Here is an 18,332-nt window from a genome sequence, read left to right on the forward strand (position 1 = left end):
TAGGAGGAGCTGTGGAAGAGGAACAAAAATGCGATTGTCCACCACCGGGTCTTCCCCAATGGATGGGTACATTTGCGGATTTGATGTCGCTACTCATGTGCTTCTTTGTACTTCTGTTGTCATTTTCAGAGATGGATGTACTGAAGTTCAAGCAGATTGCGGGCTCTATGAAGTTTGCTTTCGGGGTACAAAATCGCCTTGAGGTGAAAGATATCCCTAAGGGTACCAGTATCATCGCACAAGAATTCCGACCAGGTCGCCCCGAGCCGACGCCAATTGACGTCATTATGCAGCAGACTATGGACATCACTCAGCAAACGTTGGAATTTCATGAAGGAGAGTCGGATCGCGCTGGTGGTAATCAGCGAGACGATGGAAAAATGACGGGTGGTCAAACAGCGGACAGGACTCAAAAGAACCAGATTGGTACAGCGTCGGCACAGAGCGAACAAGAAAATGAAGATCTCGATAAACTAGAGGAGATCATCAAGAAAGCGTTGCAGCAAGAGATTAATCAGGGTGCCGTTGAAGTGGACAACTTGGGACAACAACTGGTGATTCGAATTCAAGAAAAAGGTGCCTTTCCAGAGGGGTCGGCCTTCTTGCAGCCTAAGTTTAGGCCTCTGGTTCGTCAAGTGGCAGATTTGGTCAAAGATATTCCGGGTCAAGTTCGTGTTTCTGGGCATACCGACAACTTGCCCCTGGACTCTGAGCTGTATCGCTCCAATTGGGACTTGTCCTCTCAGCGCGCAGTCTCCGTGGCTCAAGAGATGGAAAAAGTAAAAGGCTTTTCTCATCAACGACTGCGAGTTCTTGGAGTCGCTGATACCGAACCTTTGGGGCCGAATGATACTGAGCGACAGAGGGCTCGTAACCGCCGTGTTGAAATCAGCATTATGCAAGGGGAGCCTGTGTACACCGATGAGGTGTCCGCAGACGGCCAATAAACGAGCATTATTACTATGAAGCACCAGCGTTCTACGCTGGTGTTTTTTATTGTGCTGAACGCTACAATTGCAACACTCGCATCTTAACTACGTAGAGTATATACTTGCGCCCCAAAATAGACGAATGCCCGCTCTAGTCTCAAACTTGGCACGATGAGTTGGGTGAGTTTGTACTACAGTTGATATTTGTTACCTATACTGTCGTGCTCAGACAGCATTGCAACGAGATGTGAAAAGACTATGAGATTTATCGTAAAGCCCCATCCAGAGATTTTTGTGAAAAGCGATTCAGTGCGTAAGCGCTTTACAAGAATCTTAGAGTGCAACCTGCGAATTATTATCCAGCGCCGTACGGAATCTGTAGCGGTATATAACCGTCGTGACCACATTGAAGTGAATGCTAGCTCTGATGAATACTACAACGAGGTGTTGGAGATCCTAACTCACACCCCGGGTATCCATCATGTTCTTGAGGTTCAGCAATCTGATTTTGAAGATATGCACGATATCTACGAGCAGGTGTTGGAACTAAACGGCAGCCGTATCGAAAACAAAACTTTTGTTGTTCGAGCTAAGCGACGCGGCAAACACGACTTCACCTCGATCGAGCTTGAGCGCTATGTTGGCGGTGGCTTGAACCAAGCTGTCGAAAGTGCTCGTGTGAAACTGTCTAAGCCTGATGTAACAGTAAACATCGAAGTCGCGAACGATAAACTGAATCAAATCATCGCTCGCCATAAAGGACTTGGTGGTTTCCCTCTCGGAACACAAGAAGATGTGCTGAGCTTGATTTCAGGCGGCTTTGATTCTGGCGTGTCGAGCTATCTGCATATTAAACGCGGTTCTAAAACGCATTATTGCTTCTTCAACTTGGGCGGTCCTGCTCACGAGATTGGCGTTAAGCAAGTTGCACATTACTTGTGGAACAAGTACGGCTCTTCTGCGAAAGTAAAATTCATCTCGGTGGACTTTGAGCCAGTTGTAGCTGAAATTCTTGAAAAAGTAGAAGACGGCCAAATGGGCGTTATTCTTAAGCGTATGTTTATGCGTGCTGGTGGAATGCTTGCTGAAAAGTTTGGCATTGAAGCCTTGGTAACGGGTGAAGCACTCGGCCAAGTATCCAGCCAAACGCTGACTAATTTACGTCATATCGATGGTGTCACTGACACATTAATTCTGCGCCCTCTGATCAACTGGGATAAAGAAGATATCATCGACCTTGCTCGTGAAATCGGTACTGAAGATTTCGCTAAGACCATGCCAGAGTACTGCGGTGTGATTTCACGTAAGCCAACCGTGAAGGCTGTGAAAACTAAGCTAGAAGCTGAAGAAGAGAAGTTCAACTTTGGGATTCTTGAGCAAGTCGTGCGTGATGCGCGAATGATGGACATTCGTGATATCGAAAAAGAAAGTCAGGAGCAAGCGCCTGAAGTTGAGCAAGTTCAAGCAGTTGAAGAGCACGCTATCGTTTTAGATATTCGTAGCGCAGAAGAAGAGGAAGAGAGTCCGTTGGAACTCGATGGCGTTGAAGTTCAACACCTTCCATTCTTTAAGTTAGGAACCAAGTTTGGTGACTTAGACCAGTCGAAAACGTATCTGCTGTACTGTGATCGCGGTGTAATGAGTCGTCTTCAAGCACTGTATTTGCAAGAACAAGGTTTTAACAATGTGAAGGTGTATCGCCCTTAAGGATCTTCTTTGAAGCGATATACAAACTCACAAGGTAAAAATGGGCACTTTATTAGGGCCCATTTTTTATGCCCGTTAGTTATGGCTTTAAAGTCACATACTATTCTGCGGCCAGTCATCGGGAACGATAAACCAAAACTGACCAGTTTCAGACTGACAATGAATAAAGTGTTTTGGCAGTTCGGTCACTGGCACTTTGTTTTCGTTGTTGAATCCCGTTGCCCAAAGAGGTTTAGGTAGTTGGTACAAAGGTTCCGTCACCTTTTTAAACTGACTTTGATAACACCAAAAGCCAGTGACTCGCTGCGGATTGATCTTCAAACCTAAGCAGTATTCTGGAACTTCAGTCTTTTCAAATGGGTTGACGTAAAGTCTGCCTTGCATCAGTAGGTGCTGAGAAATGTCATCAATGTTCGGATACAGAGCTTGAAACGCTTCTGTGCGAGTCATCATTAGTTGGTGTTCAAGCATGCGATGCAATTTCTTATCCAGGCGATCTTTGGCATTTGGTCCATACCAATAGCCGTCCTTGAGTAAATAGAACTTTATTGCCACTTCCCAATGCTCGATTTGCTCAGTAGCAAGGTTATCCAGAATAAAGTCGATAGCACCAATAGTTCGGTTATTTTGCTGCAACTGCAATTCTTCGACTATAACCTGATATTCATGACTTGCTTCAAACTGTCGACGACACAGTTCCTGATATAAAAAACCGAGTCTAGGGTTGCCGTCATAGTCGCTGTGAACCGCAACGTTTGAATCCATATCGACGCTGGGGAAGTAGGGGGAGATTCTGTGGTCATTCATCATTAGACTAGGACTTGTCCTTATCCAAGATAAGAATTCCTTTATTGTATTCATGCTCATGTGTTTGCGTTTTCCTTTCGACAACCCTAGATTAAATTGCTATAACCACGGAAATCAAGAAATTGCTCAGGAAGTGCTATGAATAACTTACAACTCGAAGCGGTGCTCAATGAAAAGCTGTCGCCTCAACTGATTAAAGACTATTGTCCAAATGGACTACAAGTTGAAGGCGCGAGTGAAATAAAAAAGGTAGTGACAGGTGTTACTGCCTCCCAAGCGCTAATCGATTATGCGGTATCTGTTAATGCGGATGCTCTATTGGTTCATCATGGTTATTTCTGGAAAGGCGAACCTGAAGCCATTCGTGGTATGAAAGGTAAACGTATCCGCACCCTTATTAGAAATGATGTTAATTTGTATGGTTACCATTTACCTCTGGATATACACCCTGAACTTGGCAACAATGCGAGATTAGCTGAATTACTCGACATTGAAGTGATTGAGGGACTTGAGGGGCATCCTCAGTCTGTAGCTATGTTTGGTAAACTGGCTCAACCGATGACTGGTGAAGCCTTTGCCCAGAAAATTGCTCAGGTTCTCTCTAGAGAACCGCTTCACATTGCACCTGAACAAGCGGATAAAATGATTGAAACGGTTGGTTGGTGCACCGGTGGTGGTCAGGACTATATTGAACTTGCTGCATCTAAAGGACTCGATGCATTTATCTCCGGTGAGATCTCCGAGCGTACAACCTACACAGCTCGTGAATTGAACATTCACTATTTTGCGGCGGGCCACCATGCAACTGAAAGATATGGTATTAAGGCTTTGGGTGAGTGGTTAGCATCGGCGCATGGCCTTGAGGTCGAGTTTATCGACATTGATAATCCAGTATAGATTTTCTTCCAATAAAAAAGAGCAGCTTACGCTGCTCTTTTGTTTTCAGATGTTGTATCTGATTGATGTGCTCTGTTATTCACGTTCGTGAAGCGGTTTGAAATCACGCATTTCTTCACCAGTATATAGCTGGCGAGGACGACCGATACGGTTGCCCGGATCGCTGTGCATTTCGTTCCAGTGCGCAATCCAACCCACAGTACGAGACATCGCGAAGATAACCGTAAACATAGAAACAGGGATACCAATCGCTTTAAGGATAATACCTGAGTAGAAGTCTACGTTTGGATACAGTTTCTTCTCAACAAAGTACTCATCTGAAAGTGCTATACGCTCAAGTTCCATTGCCACGTCGAGCAGTGGATCTTTGATGTTTAGTTCTTTCAGTACTTCGTGACACGCTTCGCGCATTACTGTTGCACGTGGGTCATAGTTTTTATAAACACGGTGACCAAAGCCCATTAGGCGGAATGGATCGTCTTTATCTTTCGCGCGCTCGATGAATTCAGGAATCTGATCAACGGAACCGATTTCTTCAAGCATACGCAAACATGCTTCGTTGGCACCGCCGTGAGCAGGGCCCCATAGTGATGCAATACCAGCTGCAATACACGCAAATGGGTTAGCACCCGATGAGCCAGCAAGACGTACTGTAGAAGTCGAAGCGTTTTGCTCGTGATCTGCGTGCAGGGTGAAGATTTTATCCATCGCACGTGCAACGATAGGGTTCACTTCGTACTCTTCACATGGGTTAGCAAACATCATGTGTAGGAAGTTTTCCGCATACGTTAGGTCGTTACGAGGATAGATGAATGGTTGACCGATTGAGTACTTGTAACACATAGCTGCAAGTGTCGGCATCTTAGAAATCAAACGATAAGCCGCGATTTCACGGTGTGTATCATTATTAATGTCTAAAGAATCGTGATAGAAGGCTGCAAGAGCTCCTACAACACCGCACATAACCGCCATTGGGTGAGCATCGCGACGGAAACCGTGGAAGAAACTCGCGATTTGTTCATGAACCATGGTGTGGCGTGTAACGATTTGTTTGAAACTCTCATATTCTTCTCGTGTAGGGGCTTCACCAACAAGAAGGATATAGCAAACTTCAAGGTAGTCTGCATTATTAGCTAACTGATCGATTGGGAAGCCACGGTGCAGTAGTACACCTTTGCCGCCGTCGATATAAGTGATTTGAGATTCACAGGATGCAGTGGCAAGAAAACCTGGGTCAAAAGTAAAGTAACCATTGGCTCCAAGTTTACGAACGTCGACTACTTGTGGTCCGATAGAACCATCCATAATCGGCAGCTCGATTGGCGCTTGACCTTCAATATGAAGGGTCGCTTTCTTATCTGCCATAACAATCTCCTTTGTTTATTATTTAATCCGTCCAGGATGTTTGTGTGCCAATTTTTTACTTCGCTTCGCAGTTAAAGTCAATTTTTAAACGGTGATGTGTGCACTTGTTATGATTTTTTATAGAAAAATGGTTAAAAATCTGTTCTGTGTAGCATATTTTGTTACACCAATTGTATTAGAATGTTGCCAACCGTATAGTTGCGGTGAAATTGTTGGTCAAATCCTTATAAATTCTAGGGTACAAACCGAGGTGAGGTCGATTTGGATCTTAGTCTGTTAACATTATTGTTACAATTATCTCTCTTGTAACACGAATTTATTGTTAACTTTATGTTAACTTTTGAGGCTTACGGACCAAAATTTATTCATAACAATAAATGGCTCAATGGAGCTGAGTGAGCAAGCCCGTGAAAGAAAGAAAGTCCAGACCTGTTAATTTAGATTTGCAGACAATTCGCTTTCCGATCACAGCAATCGCTTCCATCCTGCACCGTGTGTCGGGTGTGATTACGTTTGTGTCGATCGGTATACTTCTTTGGTTACTATCCAAATCACTCTCTTCTCCGATTGGTTTCGCAGAAGCTGCTGACATCGTCGATGGTTTCTTTGTGAAATTTATCCTTTGGGGAATTTTGACGGCATTGGCGTACCACATTGTTGGTGGTGTACGTCATTTGATTATGGACCTAGGTTATTTTGAGGAGCTCGAGTCGGGCACCAAAAGCGCTAAGGTTGCCTTCATCGTGACAGGCGTTCTGTCACTGCTGGCTGGAGTATTGGTATGGTAAACAACGTCTCAACATTTGGTCGTAATGGCGTACACGATTTCTTATTGATTCGTGCTACCGCTATCATTATGACGCTTTATACGATTTATCTCGTGAGCTTCTGCGCGTTTGCAGGAGACATTTCCTACGTATCGTGGACCAATTTCTTTGGTGGTACTTTCACTAAAGTCTTCACTATGTTGGCGCTAGCTTCAGTGCTGATTCATGCGTGGATTGGTCTATGGCAAGTTCTTACAGACTACATCAAATGTGCCAAGCTTCGTGGTGCGCTGCAACTGACTTTCATCGCAGTGCTACTTGGTTACTTCTTCTCTGGTTTCTTTATTCTGTGGGGTGCGTAAGTGTCTATTCCAGTTCGTGAGTTTGATGCCGTAGTAATCGGCGCTGGTGGTGCGGGCATGCGTGCTGCACTACAAATTTCAGAGCAAGGCCTATCATGTGCATTGCTATCCAAAGTATTTCCTACTCGTTCACATACAGTATCCGCTCAAGGTGGTATCACAGTAGCGCTAGGAAACTCTCATAAAGACAACTGGCAGTGGCATATGTATGACACTGTTAAAGGTTCTGACTACATTGGTGACCAAAACGCTATTGAGTATATGTGTAAGAATGGTCCTAAGTCTGTTATTGAACTAGAAAAGATGGGTCTACCGTTTTCTCGTTTTGAAGATGGCTCGATCTACCAACGTCCATTTGGTGGTCAGTCTAAAGAGTTTGGTGGTGAGCAGGCAGCACGTACTGCAGCTGCAGCAGACCGTACTGGTCATGCTTTGCTTCATACGCTTTATCAACAAAACATTAAGCACAAGACCACGATCTTCTCAGAGTGGTATGCGCTAGATCTAGTGAAAAACCAAGACGGTGCGATTCTTGGTTGTACCGCGTTATGCATGGAAACTGGTGAGATTTGTTACTTCAAGTCTAAAGCAACCATTCTAGCGACAGGCGGTGCAGGTCGAATCTACGCTTCTACGACCAATGCTCACATCAACACGGGTGATGGTGTCGGTATGGCTCTGCGTGCAGGCGTTCCTATGCAAGACATGGAAATGTGGCAGTTCCACCCAACGGGTATCGCTGGTGCTGGTGTACTGGTAACAGAAGGTTGTCGTGGTGAAGGTGGCTACCTTCTTAATAAAGATGGCGAACGCTTCATGGAACGTTATGCACCGAATGCAAAAGACCTTGCTGGTCGTGATGTAGTTGCTCGTTCAATGATGATTGAAATTCGTGAAGGCCGCGGCTGCGATGGTCCTTGGGGTCCACACATTAAACTGAAATTGGATCACCTAGGCAAAGACGTACTTGAGTCACGTCTGCCAGGTATTTGCGAACTTTCTCGAACGTTTGCACACGTTGATCCAGTTAAAGAACCAATCCCTGTTATTCCAACGTGTCACTACATGATGGGTGGTGTACCAACGCAAGTTTCTGGTCAAGCTATTAAACAAGATGCTTCAGGAAACGACTTTGAAGTTCAAGGCCTCTTTGCTTGTGGTGAAATTGCTTCTGTATCGGTTCACGGTGCTAACCGTCTTGGTGGTAACTCATTGCTTGACCTCGTGGTATTTGGTCGTGCGACTGGTCTTCACCTTGGTGAAACTCTGGCCGCGCAAACAGAAGCTCGTCCAGCGACGGAATCAGACATTGAAGAGTCACTGGCACGTACTATGCGCTGGGAAAACAGCACTTCAGGTGAAGACCCTGTCCAAATTCGTAAAGATCTGCAAACTTGTATGCAAAACAGCTTCTCGGTATTCCGTGAAGGTGATGCAATGGCAACAGGTCTAGAAGAGCTAAAAGTGATTCGTGAGCGCTTACAAAACGCACACCTTGCAGATAAGTCTTCAGAGTTTAATACCCAACGCGTTGAGTGTTTAGAGCTTGATAACTTGATGGAAACGGCATTTTCAACAGCGGTTGCGGCGAACTACCGTACAGAAAGTCGCGGAGCACACGCCCGTTTTGACTATCCAGACCGTGATGACGAGCAATGGCTATGTCACTCTATCTACAACCCGGAAACTGAACAGATGACGAAACGTGATGTCAACATGACGCCTGTTCATCGTGAAGCTTTCCCACCGAAAGCACGTACGTACTAGAGGGAGGACCAGACTATGAAACTTAAATTCTCTCTATACCGTTACAATCCGGATGTAGATAATAAGCCTTACATGAAGGCATACACGCTTGAAGTCGATGAAGGCTCTGACATGATGGTGTTAGATGCTCTGATTCTTCTGAAAGAGCAAGACCCAACGTTATCATTCCGTCGTTCTTGTCGTGAAGGTGTTTGTGGCTCTGATGGCCTAAACATGAATGGCAAAAATGGCCTGGCTTGTATCACGCCACTGTCAGCTTTGGAAGGGAACGAGATCGTAATTCGACCACTTCCTGGATTACCTGTAGTTCGTGACTTGATTGTCGACATGACTCAGTTTTATGATAACTACGCGAAAGTTAAGCCGTTTCTTATTTCGGATGGCAATTTGCCACCTTCGCGTGAAAATCTGCAGATGCCAGAAGAGCGAGCGCATTTGGATGGATTGTATGAGTGCATTATGTGTGCATGTTGTACGACATCCTGCCCGTCATTCTGGTGGAATCCAGATAAATTCATCGGACCAGCAGGTCTACTTGCCGCGTACCGTTGGTTGATTGACAGCCGCGATACAGCAACAGATGAACGCTTATCAAATCTTGACGATGCATTTAGCGTTTTCCGTTGTCATGGCATCATGAACTGTGTCAGTGTATGTCCTAAAGGATTAAACCCGACAAAAGCAATTGGCCACATCAAGTCAATGCTTGTGAATCGTTCGGTGTAACAAATAATAAAATTGCCGGCTCGACCTTTAGGAAGAGCCGGCTTCTAATAGCTCGGCGTAGACCGAAGCATACGTGAAAACTACTACTGGTTAAGGGAAAATATGCACAATGGTGTGATGAAGGCATGGCTCGAGTCTTCACACTTGGCAGGCGCCAATGCAACGTACGTAGAAGACCTCTACGAACTGTATCTAAGTGATCCCGATCAGGTAAGTGAGGAGTGGAGACGTGTTTTTGAAGGGTTGCCTGTGCAACCTGACGATGTGGTTGAACAACCGCATTCACGTGTCCGTGATTACTTCCGACGACTCGCTCAAGAAACAAAGCATTCAAGTGTTCAAGTAAGTGACCCCGAGGTCGATGCTAAACAAGTTAAAGTACTGCAGCTAATCAACGCTTACCGCTTCCGCGGTCACCAAGCTGCTAACCTAGATCCGCTGGGTTTATGGAAACGTCCGATTGTTGAAGAGCTGGAACCTGCTTTCCACTCTCTTACTGAAGATGATTTAGATGAGACATTTAATGTTGGCTCTTTTGCTATTGGGCAAGAAAGCATGACATTACGTGATCTCCACAAGGCGCTGCAAAAAACCTATTGTGGCTCCGTTGGTGCAGAATACATGCACATGACCAACACCGCACAAAAACGTTGGATCCAGCAGCGTTTAGAATCAGTAGTCGGTCAACCCTCCTTTGATATTGAACATAAACACACTTTCCTTGAAGAACTGACTGCTGCGGAAGGTCTTGAGCGCTATTTAGGCGCGAAGTTCCCAGGCGCGAAGCGTTTCTCTCTAGAAGGTGGTGACGCCCTTATTCCAATGACTAAAGAACTTATCCGCCATGCTGGTAGCAAGGGGATGCGTGAAGTTGTGATTGGTATGGCGCACCGTGGTCGTTTGAACATGCTGGTCAACGTCTTGGGTAAGAAACCACAAGACTTGTTTGATGAGTTTGCTGGTAAGCATGACGAAACATGGGGTACTGGTGATGTTAAGTACCACCAAGGATTCTCTGCTGACTTTGCAACGCCTGGTGGAGATGTGCATTTAGCTCTAGCATTTAACCCATCTCACCTTGAGATCGTTAACCCAGTAGTTATTGGTTCTGTGCGTGCTCGTCAAGATCGCTTAGGCGATAAAGATGGTCGTTCGGTACTGCCTATTACCATCCACGGTGACTCTGCAATTGCGGGTCAAGGTGTGGTTGCTGAAACGTTCAACATGTCCCAAGCACGAGGCTTCCGAGTCGGTGGTACGGTTCGAATTGTTGTGAATAACCAAGTAGGCTTTACTACTTCAAACCCACATGACATGCGCTCTACGATGTACTGTACAGACATCTCTAAGATGGTACAGGCACCTATATTCCATGTTAATGCTGATGATCCTGAAGCCGTTGCATTTGTTACTCAAATCGCATTGGACTTCAGAAATGAGTTTGCGAAAGATGTGGTCATTGACTTAGTTTGTTACCGTCGCCACGGCCATAACGAAGCAGATGAACCAAATGCCACTCAGCCATTGATGTACCAGAAAATCAAGAAACACCCAACTCCACGTAAGTTGTATGCCGATGTGCTTATCGAGCGTGAAGAGAGTGATATTGAAACTGCGACTCAAATGATCAATGAATATCGTGATGCATTGGATAGAGGCGAAGTGGTATGTAAAGAATGGCGTCCTATGGCTCTGCACTCAGTCGACTGGTCTCCATATATGGACCGAGAGTGGGACGAAACATGGGCAAGTGAAGTGAAGACAGAGCGTCTTATTGAGCTTGGTCAACGTCTTGGCCAGTATCCAGATAGCCATAAATTGCAAAGCCGAGTAAATAAACTCTACAACGATCGCGCTGCTATGATGAGTGGTGAAAAAATGATCGATTGGGGTATGGCTGAAACCCTAGCGTACGCCACACTTCTGGATGATGGAAAACGTATTCGTATTTCTGGTCAAGATTCAGGCCGAGGAACCTTCTTCCACAGACATTCGGTTCTGCATAATCAAGATGATGCAAGTACTTATATTCCTCTAGCTAACCTGCACGACAAACAGGGACCTTTCCAAGTCTTTGACTCCGTACTGTCTGAAGAAGCAGTACTGGCATTTGAATACGGTTATGCTACAGCGGAACCAAGCGGCCTAACCATTTGGGAAGCGCAATTTGGTGATTTCGCTAACGGTGCACAAGTTGTCATCGATCAGTTCATATCTTCTGGTGAACAAAAGTGGGGGCGTTTGTGTGGTCTAACTATGCTATTGCCACACGGTTATGAAGGCCAAGGCCCAGAACACTCTTCGGCAAGACTGGAGCGTTATTTGCAGCTTTGTGCTGAACAAAACATGCAAGTGGTAATCCCATCTACGCCAGCTCAGGTCTATCACATGATTCGTCGTCAAGTGGTTCGCCCGATGCGCAGACCGCTTATCGTAATGTCGCCAAAATCGCTACTAAGACATCCACTGTGTACTTCAACTATTGAAGAGCTTGCACAAGGTACGTTTGAGCCTGCGATCGGGGAAATTGATGATATCGCTCCAGAGAACGTGAAACGTGTCGTTTTCTGTTCAGGTAAAGTTTACTTTGACTTACTTGAGCAGCGTCGTAACAACGACCAAGATGACGTTGCTATCGTTCGTATTGAGCAGTTGTACCCATTCCCAATGGATGACGTAAGAGCGAAGATTGCTGCTTATACCAACGCTAAAGACTTTGTGTGGTGTCAAGAAGAGCCTCAAAACCAAGGTGCTTGGTATTCGAGCCAACATAACTTCCGTGCGGCAATCCCTGTAGGAGCAGAGCTGAACTATGCTGGCCGACCAGCATCAGCATCTCCGGCAGTAGGTTATATGTCAGTACACTTAAAACAACAGAAAGCGTTAATTTCAGACGCGTTGACTCTAGATTAAGAACTAGAAGTAAAAGGAAGACACAGATATGACAATTGAAATTCTGGTTCCAGACTTACCTGAATCAGTTGCAGACGCGACAGTCGCAACTTGGCATAAAAAACCAGGCGAAGCGGTAGCGCGTGATGAAGTTATCGTTGATATCGAAACCGATAAAGTAGTTCTAGAAGTACCGGCTCCTGATGCGGGTGTTCTAGAGGAAATTATTGAAGAAGAAGGTGCAACGGTACTTTCTAAACAGCTAATCGCTAAGCTTAAGCCAGGCGCTGTCGCGGGTGAGCCAACTAGCGATACGACTGACTCTACGGAAGCTTCTCCAGATAAGCGCCACAAAGCGTCGCTAACAGAAGAATCTAATGATGCATTGAGCCCTGCGGTTCGTCGCTTATTAGCTGAGAATGATTTGACGGCAAATGATGTGACAGGCACTGGTGTTGGTGGTCGTATCACACGTGAAGATATTGAAGCGCACCTAGCGGCAGCCAAAGCGGCACCTAAAGCGGAAGCTGAAGTAGCTGTGGCTCCTGTGCTTGCTCGTAGCCAGAAGCGTGTTCCGATGACGCGCCTGCGTAAGCGTGTTGCTGAGCGTTTGCTAGAAGCGAAGAACAGTACGGCGATGCTGACAACATTTAACGAAGTGAACATGAAACCTATCATGGACCTTCGTAAGCAGTACAAAGACCAATTCGAAGAGCGTCATGGTACACGTTTAGGTTTCATGTCTTTCTATGTGAAAGCAGTAACAGAAGCATTGAAGCGTTACCCTGAAGTTAACGCGTCGATTGATGGCGATGATATTGTGTATCACAACTACTTTGACATCAGCATGGCCGTCTCCACTCCTCGTGGGTTGGTTACGCCGGTACTTAAAGATTGTGACACTTTAGGTTTTGCTGACATCGAGAAAGGTATCAAAGAGCTAGCGATTAAAGGTCGTGACGGTAAGCTAACTGTTGAAGAGTTGACAGGTGGTAACTTTACTATCACAAACGGCGGTGTCTTTGGTTCTCTTATGTCTACGCCGATCATCAACCCTCCTCAGGCTGCTATCTTGGGTATGCACAAAATCCAAGATCGCCCAATGGCGGTGGACGGCAAAGTAGAAATTTTGCCGATGATGTACCTAGCTCTGTCTTATGATCACCGTTTAATCGATGGTCGTGAATCCGTAGGCTTCTTGGTAACCATCAAGGAACTACTGGAAGATCCAGCACGCTTGCTACTTGATGTGTAATTAAGCGTTGTTTTTATTTTGGACGTATAGACGTCTAAAATAAAAGGAGCTAGACTTGCTCACGCCTAGCTCCTTAGTAAGCCCTTAAGGCGACTCTAACGAGTACTCCTACAGACGTATAACCGATACCGGTTTTATGGAAATAAAAAATCCCTCAGGGATATAACAAATGGAATCGCACAATGAATTTGCATGAATATCAAGCCAAACAGCTGTTTGCAGAATTCGGATTGCCTGTACCAGAAGGCTACGCATGTGACACCCCACAAGAAGCGTTCGAAGCCGCTGGTCGTATCAGTACTGAAAAGAAAGTAGTCAAATGTCAGGTTCACGCTGGTGGCCGCGGTAAAGCGGGCGGCGTTGAACTTCACGATACCAAAGACGGTGTTAAAGAGTTTGCTCAAAAGTGGCTAGGCAAAAACCTAGTGACTTACCAAACAGACGCCAATGGTCAGCCAGTTACAAAAATCCTAGTAGAAGAAGCATCAAATATCGCTAACGAGCTGTACCTTGGTGCAGTCGTTGATCGCGCTTCACGTCGTATCGTTTTCATGGCATCAACAGAAGGTGGTGTGGAAATTGAGAAAGTAGCAGAAGAGACACCTGAACTGATTCATAAAGCAGCAATCGATCCATTGGTTGGTCCTCAAGCTTACCAAGGCCGCGAGCTTGCATTTAAGTTGGGTCTTGAAGGCGATCAAATCAAACAATTTGTGAAGATCTTTATGGGTCTTGGCAACATGTTTGCACAGTACGACCTCGCCCTACTGGAAATCAACCCTCTTGTTATTACTGGCGAAGGCAACCTATTGTGTCTGGATGGTAAGATCAATATCGATTCAAACGCGCTTTACCGCCAACCTAAGCTTCGTGAAATGCACGATCCTTCACAAGAAGACGAGCGCGAAGCACATGCCGCACAGTGGGAGCTAAACTACGTAGCTCTTGATGGAAGCATCGGTTGTATGGTTAACGGTGCAGGCCTAGCGATGGGTACTATGGACATCGTAAACCTTCACGGTGGTCAACCTGCGAACTTCCTAGATGTTGGCGGCGGCGCGACAAAAGAGCGTGTTACAGAAGCATTTAAAATCATCCTATCTGACAGCAATGTAAAAGCTGTATTGGTAAATATCTTCGGCGGTATTGTACGTTGTGATCTAATTGCAGACGGTATCATCGGTGCGGTTGAAGAAGTAGGTGTTGAAGTCCCTGTAGTTGTTCGACTTGAAGGTAACAATGCGCCTCTAGGCTCAAAGAAACTAGCAGAAAGTGGTCTTAATATCATTGCTGCAAACTCGCTAACAGAAGCAGCGGAAAAAGTAGTTGCTGCAGCGGAGGGCAAATAATGTCTGTACTAATTAATAAAGATACAAAAGTTATCTGCCAAGGTTTCACTGGTGGTCAAGGTACGTTCCACTCAGAACAAGCGATTGAATACGGAACACAAATGGTTGGTGGTGTATCTCCGGGTAAAGGTGGTCAAACTCACCTAGGTTTACCTGTATTTAACACTGTGCGTGAAGCTGTTGAAGAAACGGGTGCAACAGCATCTGTGATCTACGTTCCTGCACCATTCTGTAAAGATGCGATCCTTGAAGCTATCGATGCAGGTATCAAGCTTATCGTAACTATTACAGAAGGCATTCCGACCCTTGACCTCCTTGATGTAAAAGTACGTCTCGATGAAGCCGGCGTGGTGATGATTGGTCCAAACTGTCCGGGCGTTATCACTCCTGATGAGTGCAAAATTGGTATCATGCCTGGTCACATCCACAAGAAAGGCAAAGTGGGTATTGTTTCTCGTTCAGGAACACTGACGTATGAAGCGGTAAAACAGACGACTGATGAAGGCTTTGGTCAGTCTACTTGTGTCGGTATCGGTGGTGACCCAATACCTGGTTCTAACTTTATCGACATTCTTAAGCTGTTTGAACAAGATCCAGAGACTGAAGCGATCGTAATGATCGGTGAAATCGGTGGTACGGCAGAGGAAGAAGCGGCGGCGTTTATTAAAGATAACGTCACGAAGCCAGTAGTGTCTTACATTGCTGGTGTTACAGCTCCTCCAGGTAAACGTATGGGCCATGCTGGTGCGATTATCTCTGGTGGTAAAGGTACCGCTGAAGACAAGTTTGCAGCATTAGAAGCAGCAGGCGTTAAAACGGTTAAGAGCCTAGCCGATATCGGTAAAGGTCTGCGTGAAATTACTGGTTGGTAATTCGACGTATAAAAAAAGCCCCTGCCTTGAAAAAGGCAGGGGCTTTTTTGTGCAGGGGCTTACATTGTATTGACGGGTTAAGCTCTCGATGGAACCAACTGTGCCAGTAAGAAAAAGCTTGCGGCACTGATGACCACCGATGGGCCAGCCGGTGTGTCATAAAACCAAGATAAACTCAGGCCACAAAATACTGAGATGATGCCAATAAACGAAGCGGTGATTGCCATCTGCTCTGGTGTCACGGTAAATTTTCTCGCTGTCGCAGCGGGAATGATCAATAGCGACGTCATGATTAACGCGCCAACGAATTTCATACCTATAGCGATAACTAACCCGACCATTAACATAATGATAAGACGCATTAGGTCTACATTGACGCCTTCAACTGCGGCTAGATCCTCATTAACCGTGGTAGAGAGCAGTGGTCGCCAAAAGACGAACAGCAAGGCGCCTATGACTGCCACTCCAGCATAGATATACACTAAGTCAGTTGGCGATACCGCAAGCAAATCACCAAACAAATAACTCATCAAGTCTACTCGGATGTTATCCAAGAAGCTGACGGCAACTAAACCTAACGACAATGCACTGTGCGCGAGAATACCGAGCAGTGTATCTGTGGCAACCAGTCGTTGTTTCTGCAAGGTCACTAAGATAATAGCTAAAGCCATGCAGCAGACAATCAGGGCTAAATAGAGATTGATATCCAGTAGAAAACCCAATGCGAGCCCCATTAGTGAAGCATGGGCCAGTGTATCGCCAAAATAGGCCATACGACGCCATACGACAAATGAGCCAAGAGGTCCGGCAATTAAAGCAATACCTATACCTGCGATAATAGAAGGTAGTAAGAACTCAATCATGATGTATGTCCGTGGTTGTGGTGAGCACATTGCGAAGCGTCACCCTTCACAGGTTCACCGGACAAATCATGATGATGGTGGGTGTGCTGATGTTGATAGAAAGCGAGTGTCTCTATAGTTGCACTGCCAAACAGTGCGATATACGACGGGTGCTGCGTGATGGTTTGCGGACTGCCTTGGCAGCAAATATGGTGATGCAAACAGATAACGTCGTCGGATTTTGCCATAACGAGATGTAAGTCATGAGAGACCATAAAAACCGCGCAGCCAAAACGGTGGCGCAATGTATCAATGAGTTCATACAGGTCAATCTGACCTTGAACATCGACGCCTTGCGCAGGCTCATCTAAAACGAGCAAGTCAGGTCTTTGTAATAGAGCGCGTGCTAGCAAGACTCGTTGATTCTCGCCGCCGGACAATTGATGCATATTACTCTTCATTAAGTGCTCTGCACCGACAAGTTTGAGTGCATCTTGTCTTTCTTGTGCGCTGTATTTTCCGGCAAGTGCAAGAAAGCGTTCCACGTTAAGTGGAAGGGTGTCATTTAACTTAAGTTTCTGAGGGACGTAACCAATTCTAAGCTTTTTGGCACGGGTAATGTTTCCCTGAAAGCGAGTTTGCAGGCCAAGCAACACTTTGACTAGTGTCGACTTACCAGCACCGTTTGGGCCAATAAGCGTTAAAATTTGGCCTTTATTTATCGTGAGGTTTATATCGTCCAAAACCTTACGTTTACTGAACTCAACGGTTACACCGTTCAGCTTTATCAGTTCAGTCATGAATAGAACTCATTTGCAATTGCTTATTGTTATAATGTAACATTTCGAATCATCACACGCTAGTAGACAATTAGAGGGCACATGTACCGTTACATTCCGATCTTGGCACTTACTACACTGCTTCCATTTAAATCGCAAGCATTTGAAGTACTTAATAGTATAAAACCGTTCGAGATGATTTCCCATGAACTGATTCTGGATGATCAAACGGCTTCTTCGTTGTTAAGCGCAAACGCCTCACCTCATGATTATGCCTTAAAGCCCTCTGATGTGAAAAAATTACGAAGTAGTGAACTGGTCATTTGGTTTGGTAGCGACCTGGAGAGCTTTCTTGAAAAGTCTCTTGAGGGGAAAAATAACGTGCTGGAAATTCAAACGGTTCCTGGCTTAGCGTTGAGAGAATATGGCGACGAAGATGGCCATGATCACGGTCATGAAGGACACCACCATGGTAGCTACGACCCTCATGTATGGTTAGGGCCTGCACAATCGCGACAGGTCGCAAAAGCCATTACTGCGAAGTTAATAGAGCTCGACCCTAAAAACGAAGCCGGCTATTTGGCAAAGCTCAAAGCATTTGAGGCTAACTTAGATGCAACGGAAACGAAGATACAGCAGCAGCTCAAACCGATTCAGTCGGAAGGGTATTATGTTTTCCACGATGCTTATGGTTACTTCGAAAGTTACTTCGACTTGAACAATCTAGGTCACTTTACGGTGAGCCCAGAACGCAAGCCTGGAGCGAAAACACTGATCTCGATTAAAACCACGCTTCGTGAGCAAAATGTGAAGTGCGTTTTCGCTGAACCGCAATATACGCCTGCCGTGATTCAATCAGTTACTCGTGGCACCAATACTTCTATCGGAACGCTAGACCCACTGGGGACCGACATTAAAGTGGCAGATGGTAGCTATTTCACTTTTCTTGAGTCAATCTCGACCAATATCGTTGATTGTATGACTCAATAATTGATCTGTGCCAGATTAATCCTACT

Annotated in this window: 16 protein-coding genes; 12 read left to right on the plus strand and 4 right to left on the minus strand. The window is 45.5% G+C overall.

Features of this window, described 5'->3' with window-relative positions:
• Positions 1 to 11 precede the first annotated feature (11 nt).
• Together AWH66_RS06040 and thiI are read left to right on the plus strand one after the other, a co-directional pair.
• On the plus strand, positions 12 to 947 hold the full coding sequence (locus tag AWH66_RS06040) for a flagellar motor protein MotB (RefSeq protein ID WP_063606096.1): 936 nt from the start codon (positions 12 to 14) through the stop codon (positions 945 to 947).
• A 240-nt stretch (positions 948 to 1,187) separates the two neighbouring features.
• Positions 1,188 to 2,636: a tRNA uracil 4-sulfurtransferase ThiI gene (thiI, locus tag AWH66_RS06045; RefSeq protein ID WP_063606097.1), complete on the plus strand. Its 1,449-nt coding sequence runs from the start codon at positions 1,188 to 1,190 to the stop codon at positions 2,634 to 2,636.
• Positions 2,637 to 2,729: 93 nt separating this feature from the next.
• Here thiI and AWH66_RS06050 read toward each other — a convergent pair whose 3' ends face one another.
• Positions 2,730 to 3,497 carry a DUF1853 family protein gene (locus tag AWH66_RS06050; protein ID WP_063606147.1) on the minus strand — a complete coding sequence of 256 codons (768 nt, stop codon included), beginning with the start codon at positions 3,495 to 3,497 and terminating at the stop codon, positions 2,730 to 2,732.
• 84 nt (positions 3,498 to 3,581) lie between these two features.
• Between AWH66_RS06050 and AWH66_RS06055 the strand changes: the two genes are divergently transcribed.
• Positions 3,582 to 4,340, plus strand: coding sequence for a Nif3-like dinuclear metal center hexameric protein (locus AWH66_RS06055; protein ID WP_063606098.1), 759 nt, complete (start codon positions 3,582 to 3,584; stop codon positions 4,338 to 4,340).
• A gap of 75 nt (positions 4,341 to 4,415) precedes the next feature.
• Here AWH66_RS06055 and AWH66_RS06060 read toward each other — a convergent pair whose 3' ends face one another.
• Positions 4,416 to 5,705: a citrate synthase gene (locus tag AWH66_RS06060; protein WP_006074261.1), complete on the minus strand. Its 1,290-nt coding sequence runs from the start codon at positions 5,703 to 5,705 to the stop codon at positions 4,416 to 4,418.
• Between the two features lie 395 nt (positions 5,706 to 6,100).
• On the opposite strand from AWH66_RS06060, the gene sdhC reads away from it, so the two are divergent.
• The 8 genes from sdhC to sucD all read left to right on the plus strand — a co-directional run bounded on the left by sdhC (position 6,101) and on the right by sucD (position 15,695).
• The gene (sdhC, locus tag AWH66_RS06065) at positions 6,101 to 6,493 is read left to right on the plus strand and encodes a succinate dehydrogenase cytochrome b556 subunit (RefSeq protein WP_038222929.1); all 393 of its coding nucleotides are present in this window, start codon (positions 6,101 to 6,103) and stop codon (positions 6,491 to 6,493) included.
• Positions 6,487 to 6,834: a succinate dehydrogenase, hydrophobic membrane anchor protein gene (gene sdhD / locus AWH66_RS06070; protein ID WP_006074263.1), complete on the plus strand. Its 348-nt coding sequence runs from the start codon at positions 6,487 to 6,489 to the stop codon at positions 6,832 to 6,834. Before sdhC ends, sdhD begins: the two co-directional genes overlap by 7 nt.
• On the plus strand, positions 6,835 to 8,601 hold the full coding sequence (gene sdhA / locus AWH66_RS06075) for a succinate dehydrogenase flavoprotein subunit (protein WP_063606099.1): 1,767 nt from the start codon (positions 6,835 to 6,837) through the stop codon (positions 8,599 to 8,601).
• A 15-nt stretch (positions 8,602 to 8,616) separates the two neighbouring features.
• Positions 8,617 to 9,327: a succinate dehydrogenase iron-sulfur subunit gene (locus AWH66_RS06080; protein ID WP_063606100.1), complete on the plus strand. Its 711-nt coding sequence runs from the start codon at positions 8,617 to 8,619 to the stop codon at positions 9,325 to 9,327.
• 102 nt (positions 9,328 to 9,429) lie between these two features.
• Positions 9,430 to 12,240 carry a 2-oxoglutarate dehydrogenase E1 component gene (gene sucA / locus AWH66_RS06085; RefSeq protein ID WP_063606101.1) on the plus strand — a complete coding sequence of 937 codons (2,811 nt, stop codon included), beginning with the start codon at positions 9,430 to 9,432 and terminating at the stop codon, positions 12,238 to 12,240.
• A 28-nt stretch (positions 12,241 to 12,268) separates the two neighbouring features.
• The gene (odhB, locus tag AWH66_RS06090) at positions 12,269 to 13,474 is read left to right on the plus strand and encodes a 2-oxoglutarate dehydrogenase complex dihydrolipoyllysine-residue succinyltransferase (protein WP_006074267.1); all 1,206 of its coding nucleotides are present in this window, start codon (positions 12,269 to 12,271) and stop codon (positions 13,472 to 13,474) included.
• 182 nt (positions 13,475 to 13,656) lie between these two features.
• Positions 13,657 to 14,823: an ADP-forming succinate--CoA ligase subunit beta gene (sucC, locus tag AWH66_RS06095; RefSeq protein WP_038225388.1), complete on the plus strand. Its 1,167-nt coding sequence runs from the start codon at positions 13,657 to 13,659 to the stop codon at positions 14,821 to 14,823.
• Complete coding sequence (gene sucD / locus AWH66_RS06100) at positions 14,823 to 15,695, plus strand: succinate--CoA ligase subunit alpha (RefSeq protein WP_006074269.1); 873 nt, start codon at positions 14,823 to 14,825, stop codon at positions 15,693 to 15,695. Before sucC ends, sucD begins: the two co-directional genes overlap by 1 nt.
• Before the next feature lie 77 nt (positions 15,696 to 15,772).
• Here the strand turns inward: sucD and znuB are convergent, their stop codons facing one another.
• Together znuB and znuC are read right to left on the minus strand one after the other, a co-directional pair.
• Positions 15,773 to 16,558 carry a zinc ABC transporter permease subunit ZnuB gene (gene znuB, locus AWH66_RS06105; protein ID WP_062463085.1) on the minus strand — a complete coding sequence of 262 codons (786 nt, stop codon included), beginning with the start codon at positions 16,556 to 16,558 and terminating at the stop codon, positions 15,773 to 15,775.
• On the minus strand, positions 16,555 to 17,337 hold the full coding sequence (znuC, locus tag AWH66_RS06110; RefSeq protein ID WP_063606102.1) for a zinc ABC transporter ATP-binding protein ZnuC: 783 nt from the start codon (positions 17,335 to 17,337) through the stop codon (positions 16,555 to 16,557). The genes znuB and znuC overlap by 4 nt, the downstream gene beginning before the upstream one ends.
• A gap of 81 nt (positions 17,338 to 17,418) precedes the next feature.
• Between znuC and znuA the strand changes: the two genes are divergently transcribed.
• Positions 17,419 to 18,306, plus strand: a complete 888-nt coding sequence (gene znuA, locus AWH66_RS06115) for a zinc ABC transporter substrate-binding protein ZnuA (protein ID WP_063606103.1) — start codon at positions 17,419 to 17,421, stop codon at positions 18,304 to 18,306.
• The last annotated feature ends 26 nt before the right edge of the window (positions 18,307 to 18,332 follow it).

The organism is Vibrio barjaei, from assembly GCF_001639065.2.
Taxonomy (GTDB): Bacteria; Pseudomonadota; Gammaproteobacteria; order Enterobacterales; family Vibrionaceae; genus Vibrio; species Vibrio barjaei.

Coding starts and splice junctions, on each gene's coding strand:
- thiI (WP_063606097.1), top strand. CDS start 1,188: ATGAGATTTATCGTAAAGCCCCATCCAGAGATTTTTGTGAAAAGCGAT.
- AWH66_RS06050 (WP_063606147.1), bottom strand. CDS start 3,497: ATGAATACAATAAAGGAATTCTTATCTTGGATAAGGACAAGTCCTAGT.
- AWH66_RS06055 (WP_063606098.1), top strand. CDS start 3,582: ATGAATAACTTACAACTCGAAGCGGTGCTCAATGAAAAGCTGTCGCCT.
- AWH66_RS06060 (WP_006074261.1), bottom strand. CDS start 5,705: ATGGCAGATAAGAAAGCGACCCTTCATATTGAAGGTCAAGCGCCAATC.
- sdhD (WP_006074263.1), top strand. CDS start 6,487: ATGGTAAACAACGTCTCAACATTTGGTCGTAATGGCGTACACGATTTC.
- AWH66_RS06080 (WP_063606100.1), top strand. CDS start 8,617: ATGAAACTTAAATTCTCTCTATACCGTTACAATCCGGATGTAGATAAT.
- sucA (WP_063606101.1), top strand. CDS start 9,430: ATGCACAATGGTGTGATGAAGGCATGGCTCGAGTCTTCACACTTGGCA.
- odhB (WP_006074267.1), top strand. CDS start 12,269: ATGACAATTGAAATTCTGGTTCCAGACTTACCTGAATCAGTTGCAGAC.
- sucC (WP_038225388.1), top strand. CDS start 13,657: ATGAATTTGCATGAATATCAAGCCAAACAGCTGTTTGCAGAATTCGGA.
- sucD (WP_006074269.1), top strand. CDS start 14,823: ATGTCTGTACTAATTAATAAAGATACAAAAGTTATCTGCCAAGGTTTC.
- znuB (WP_062463085.1), bottom strand. CDS start 16,558: ATGATTGAGTTCTTACTACCTTCTATTATCGCAGGTATAGGTATTGCT.
- znuC (WP_063606102.1), bottom strand. CDS start 17,337: ATGACTGAACTGATAAAGCTGAACGGTGTAACCGTTGAGTTCAGTAAA.
- znuA (WP_063606103.1), top strand. CDS start 17,419: ATGTACCGTTACATTCCGATCTTGGCACTTACTACACTGCTTCCATTT.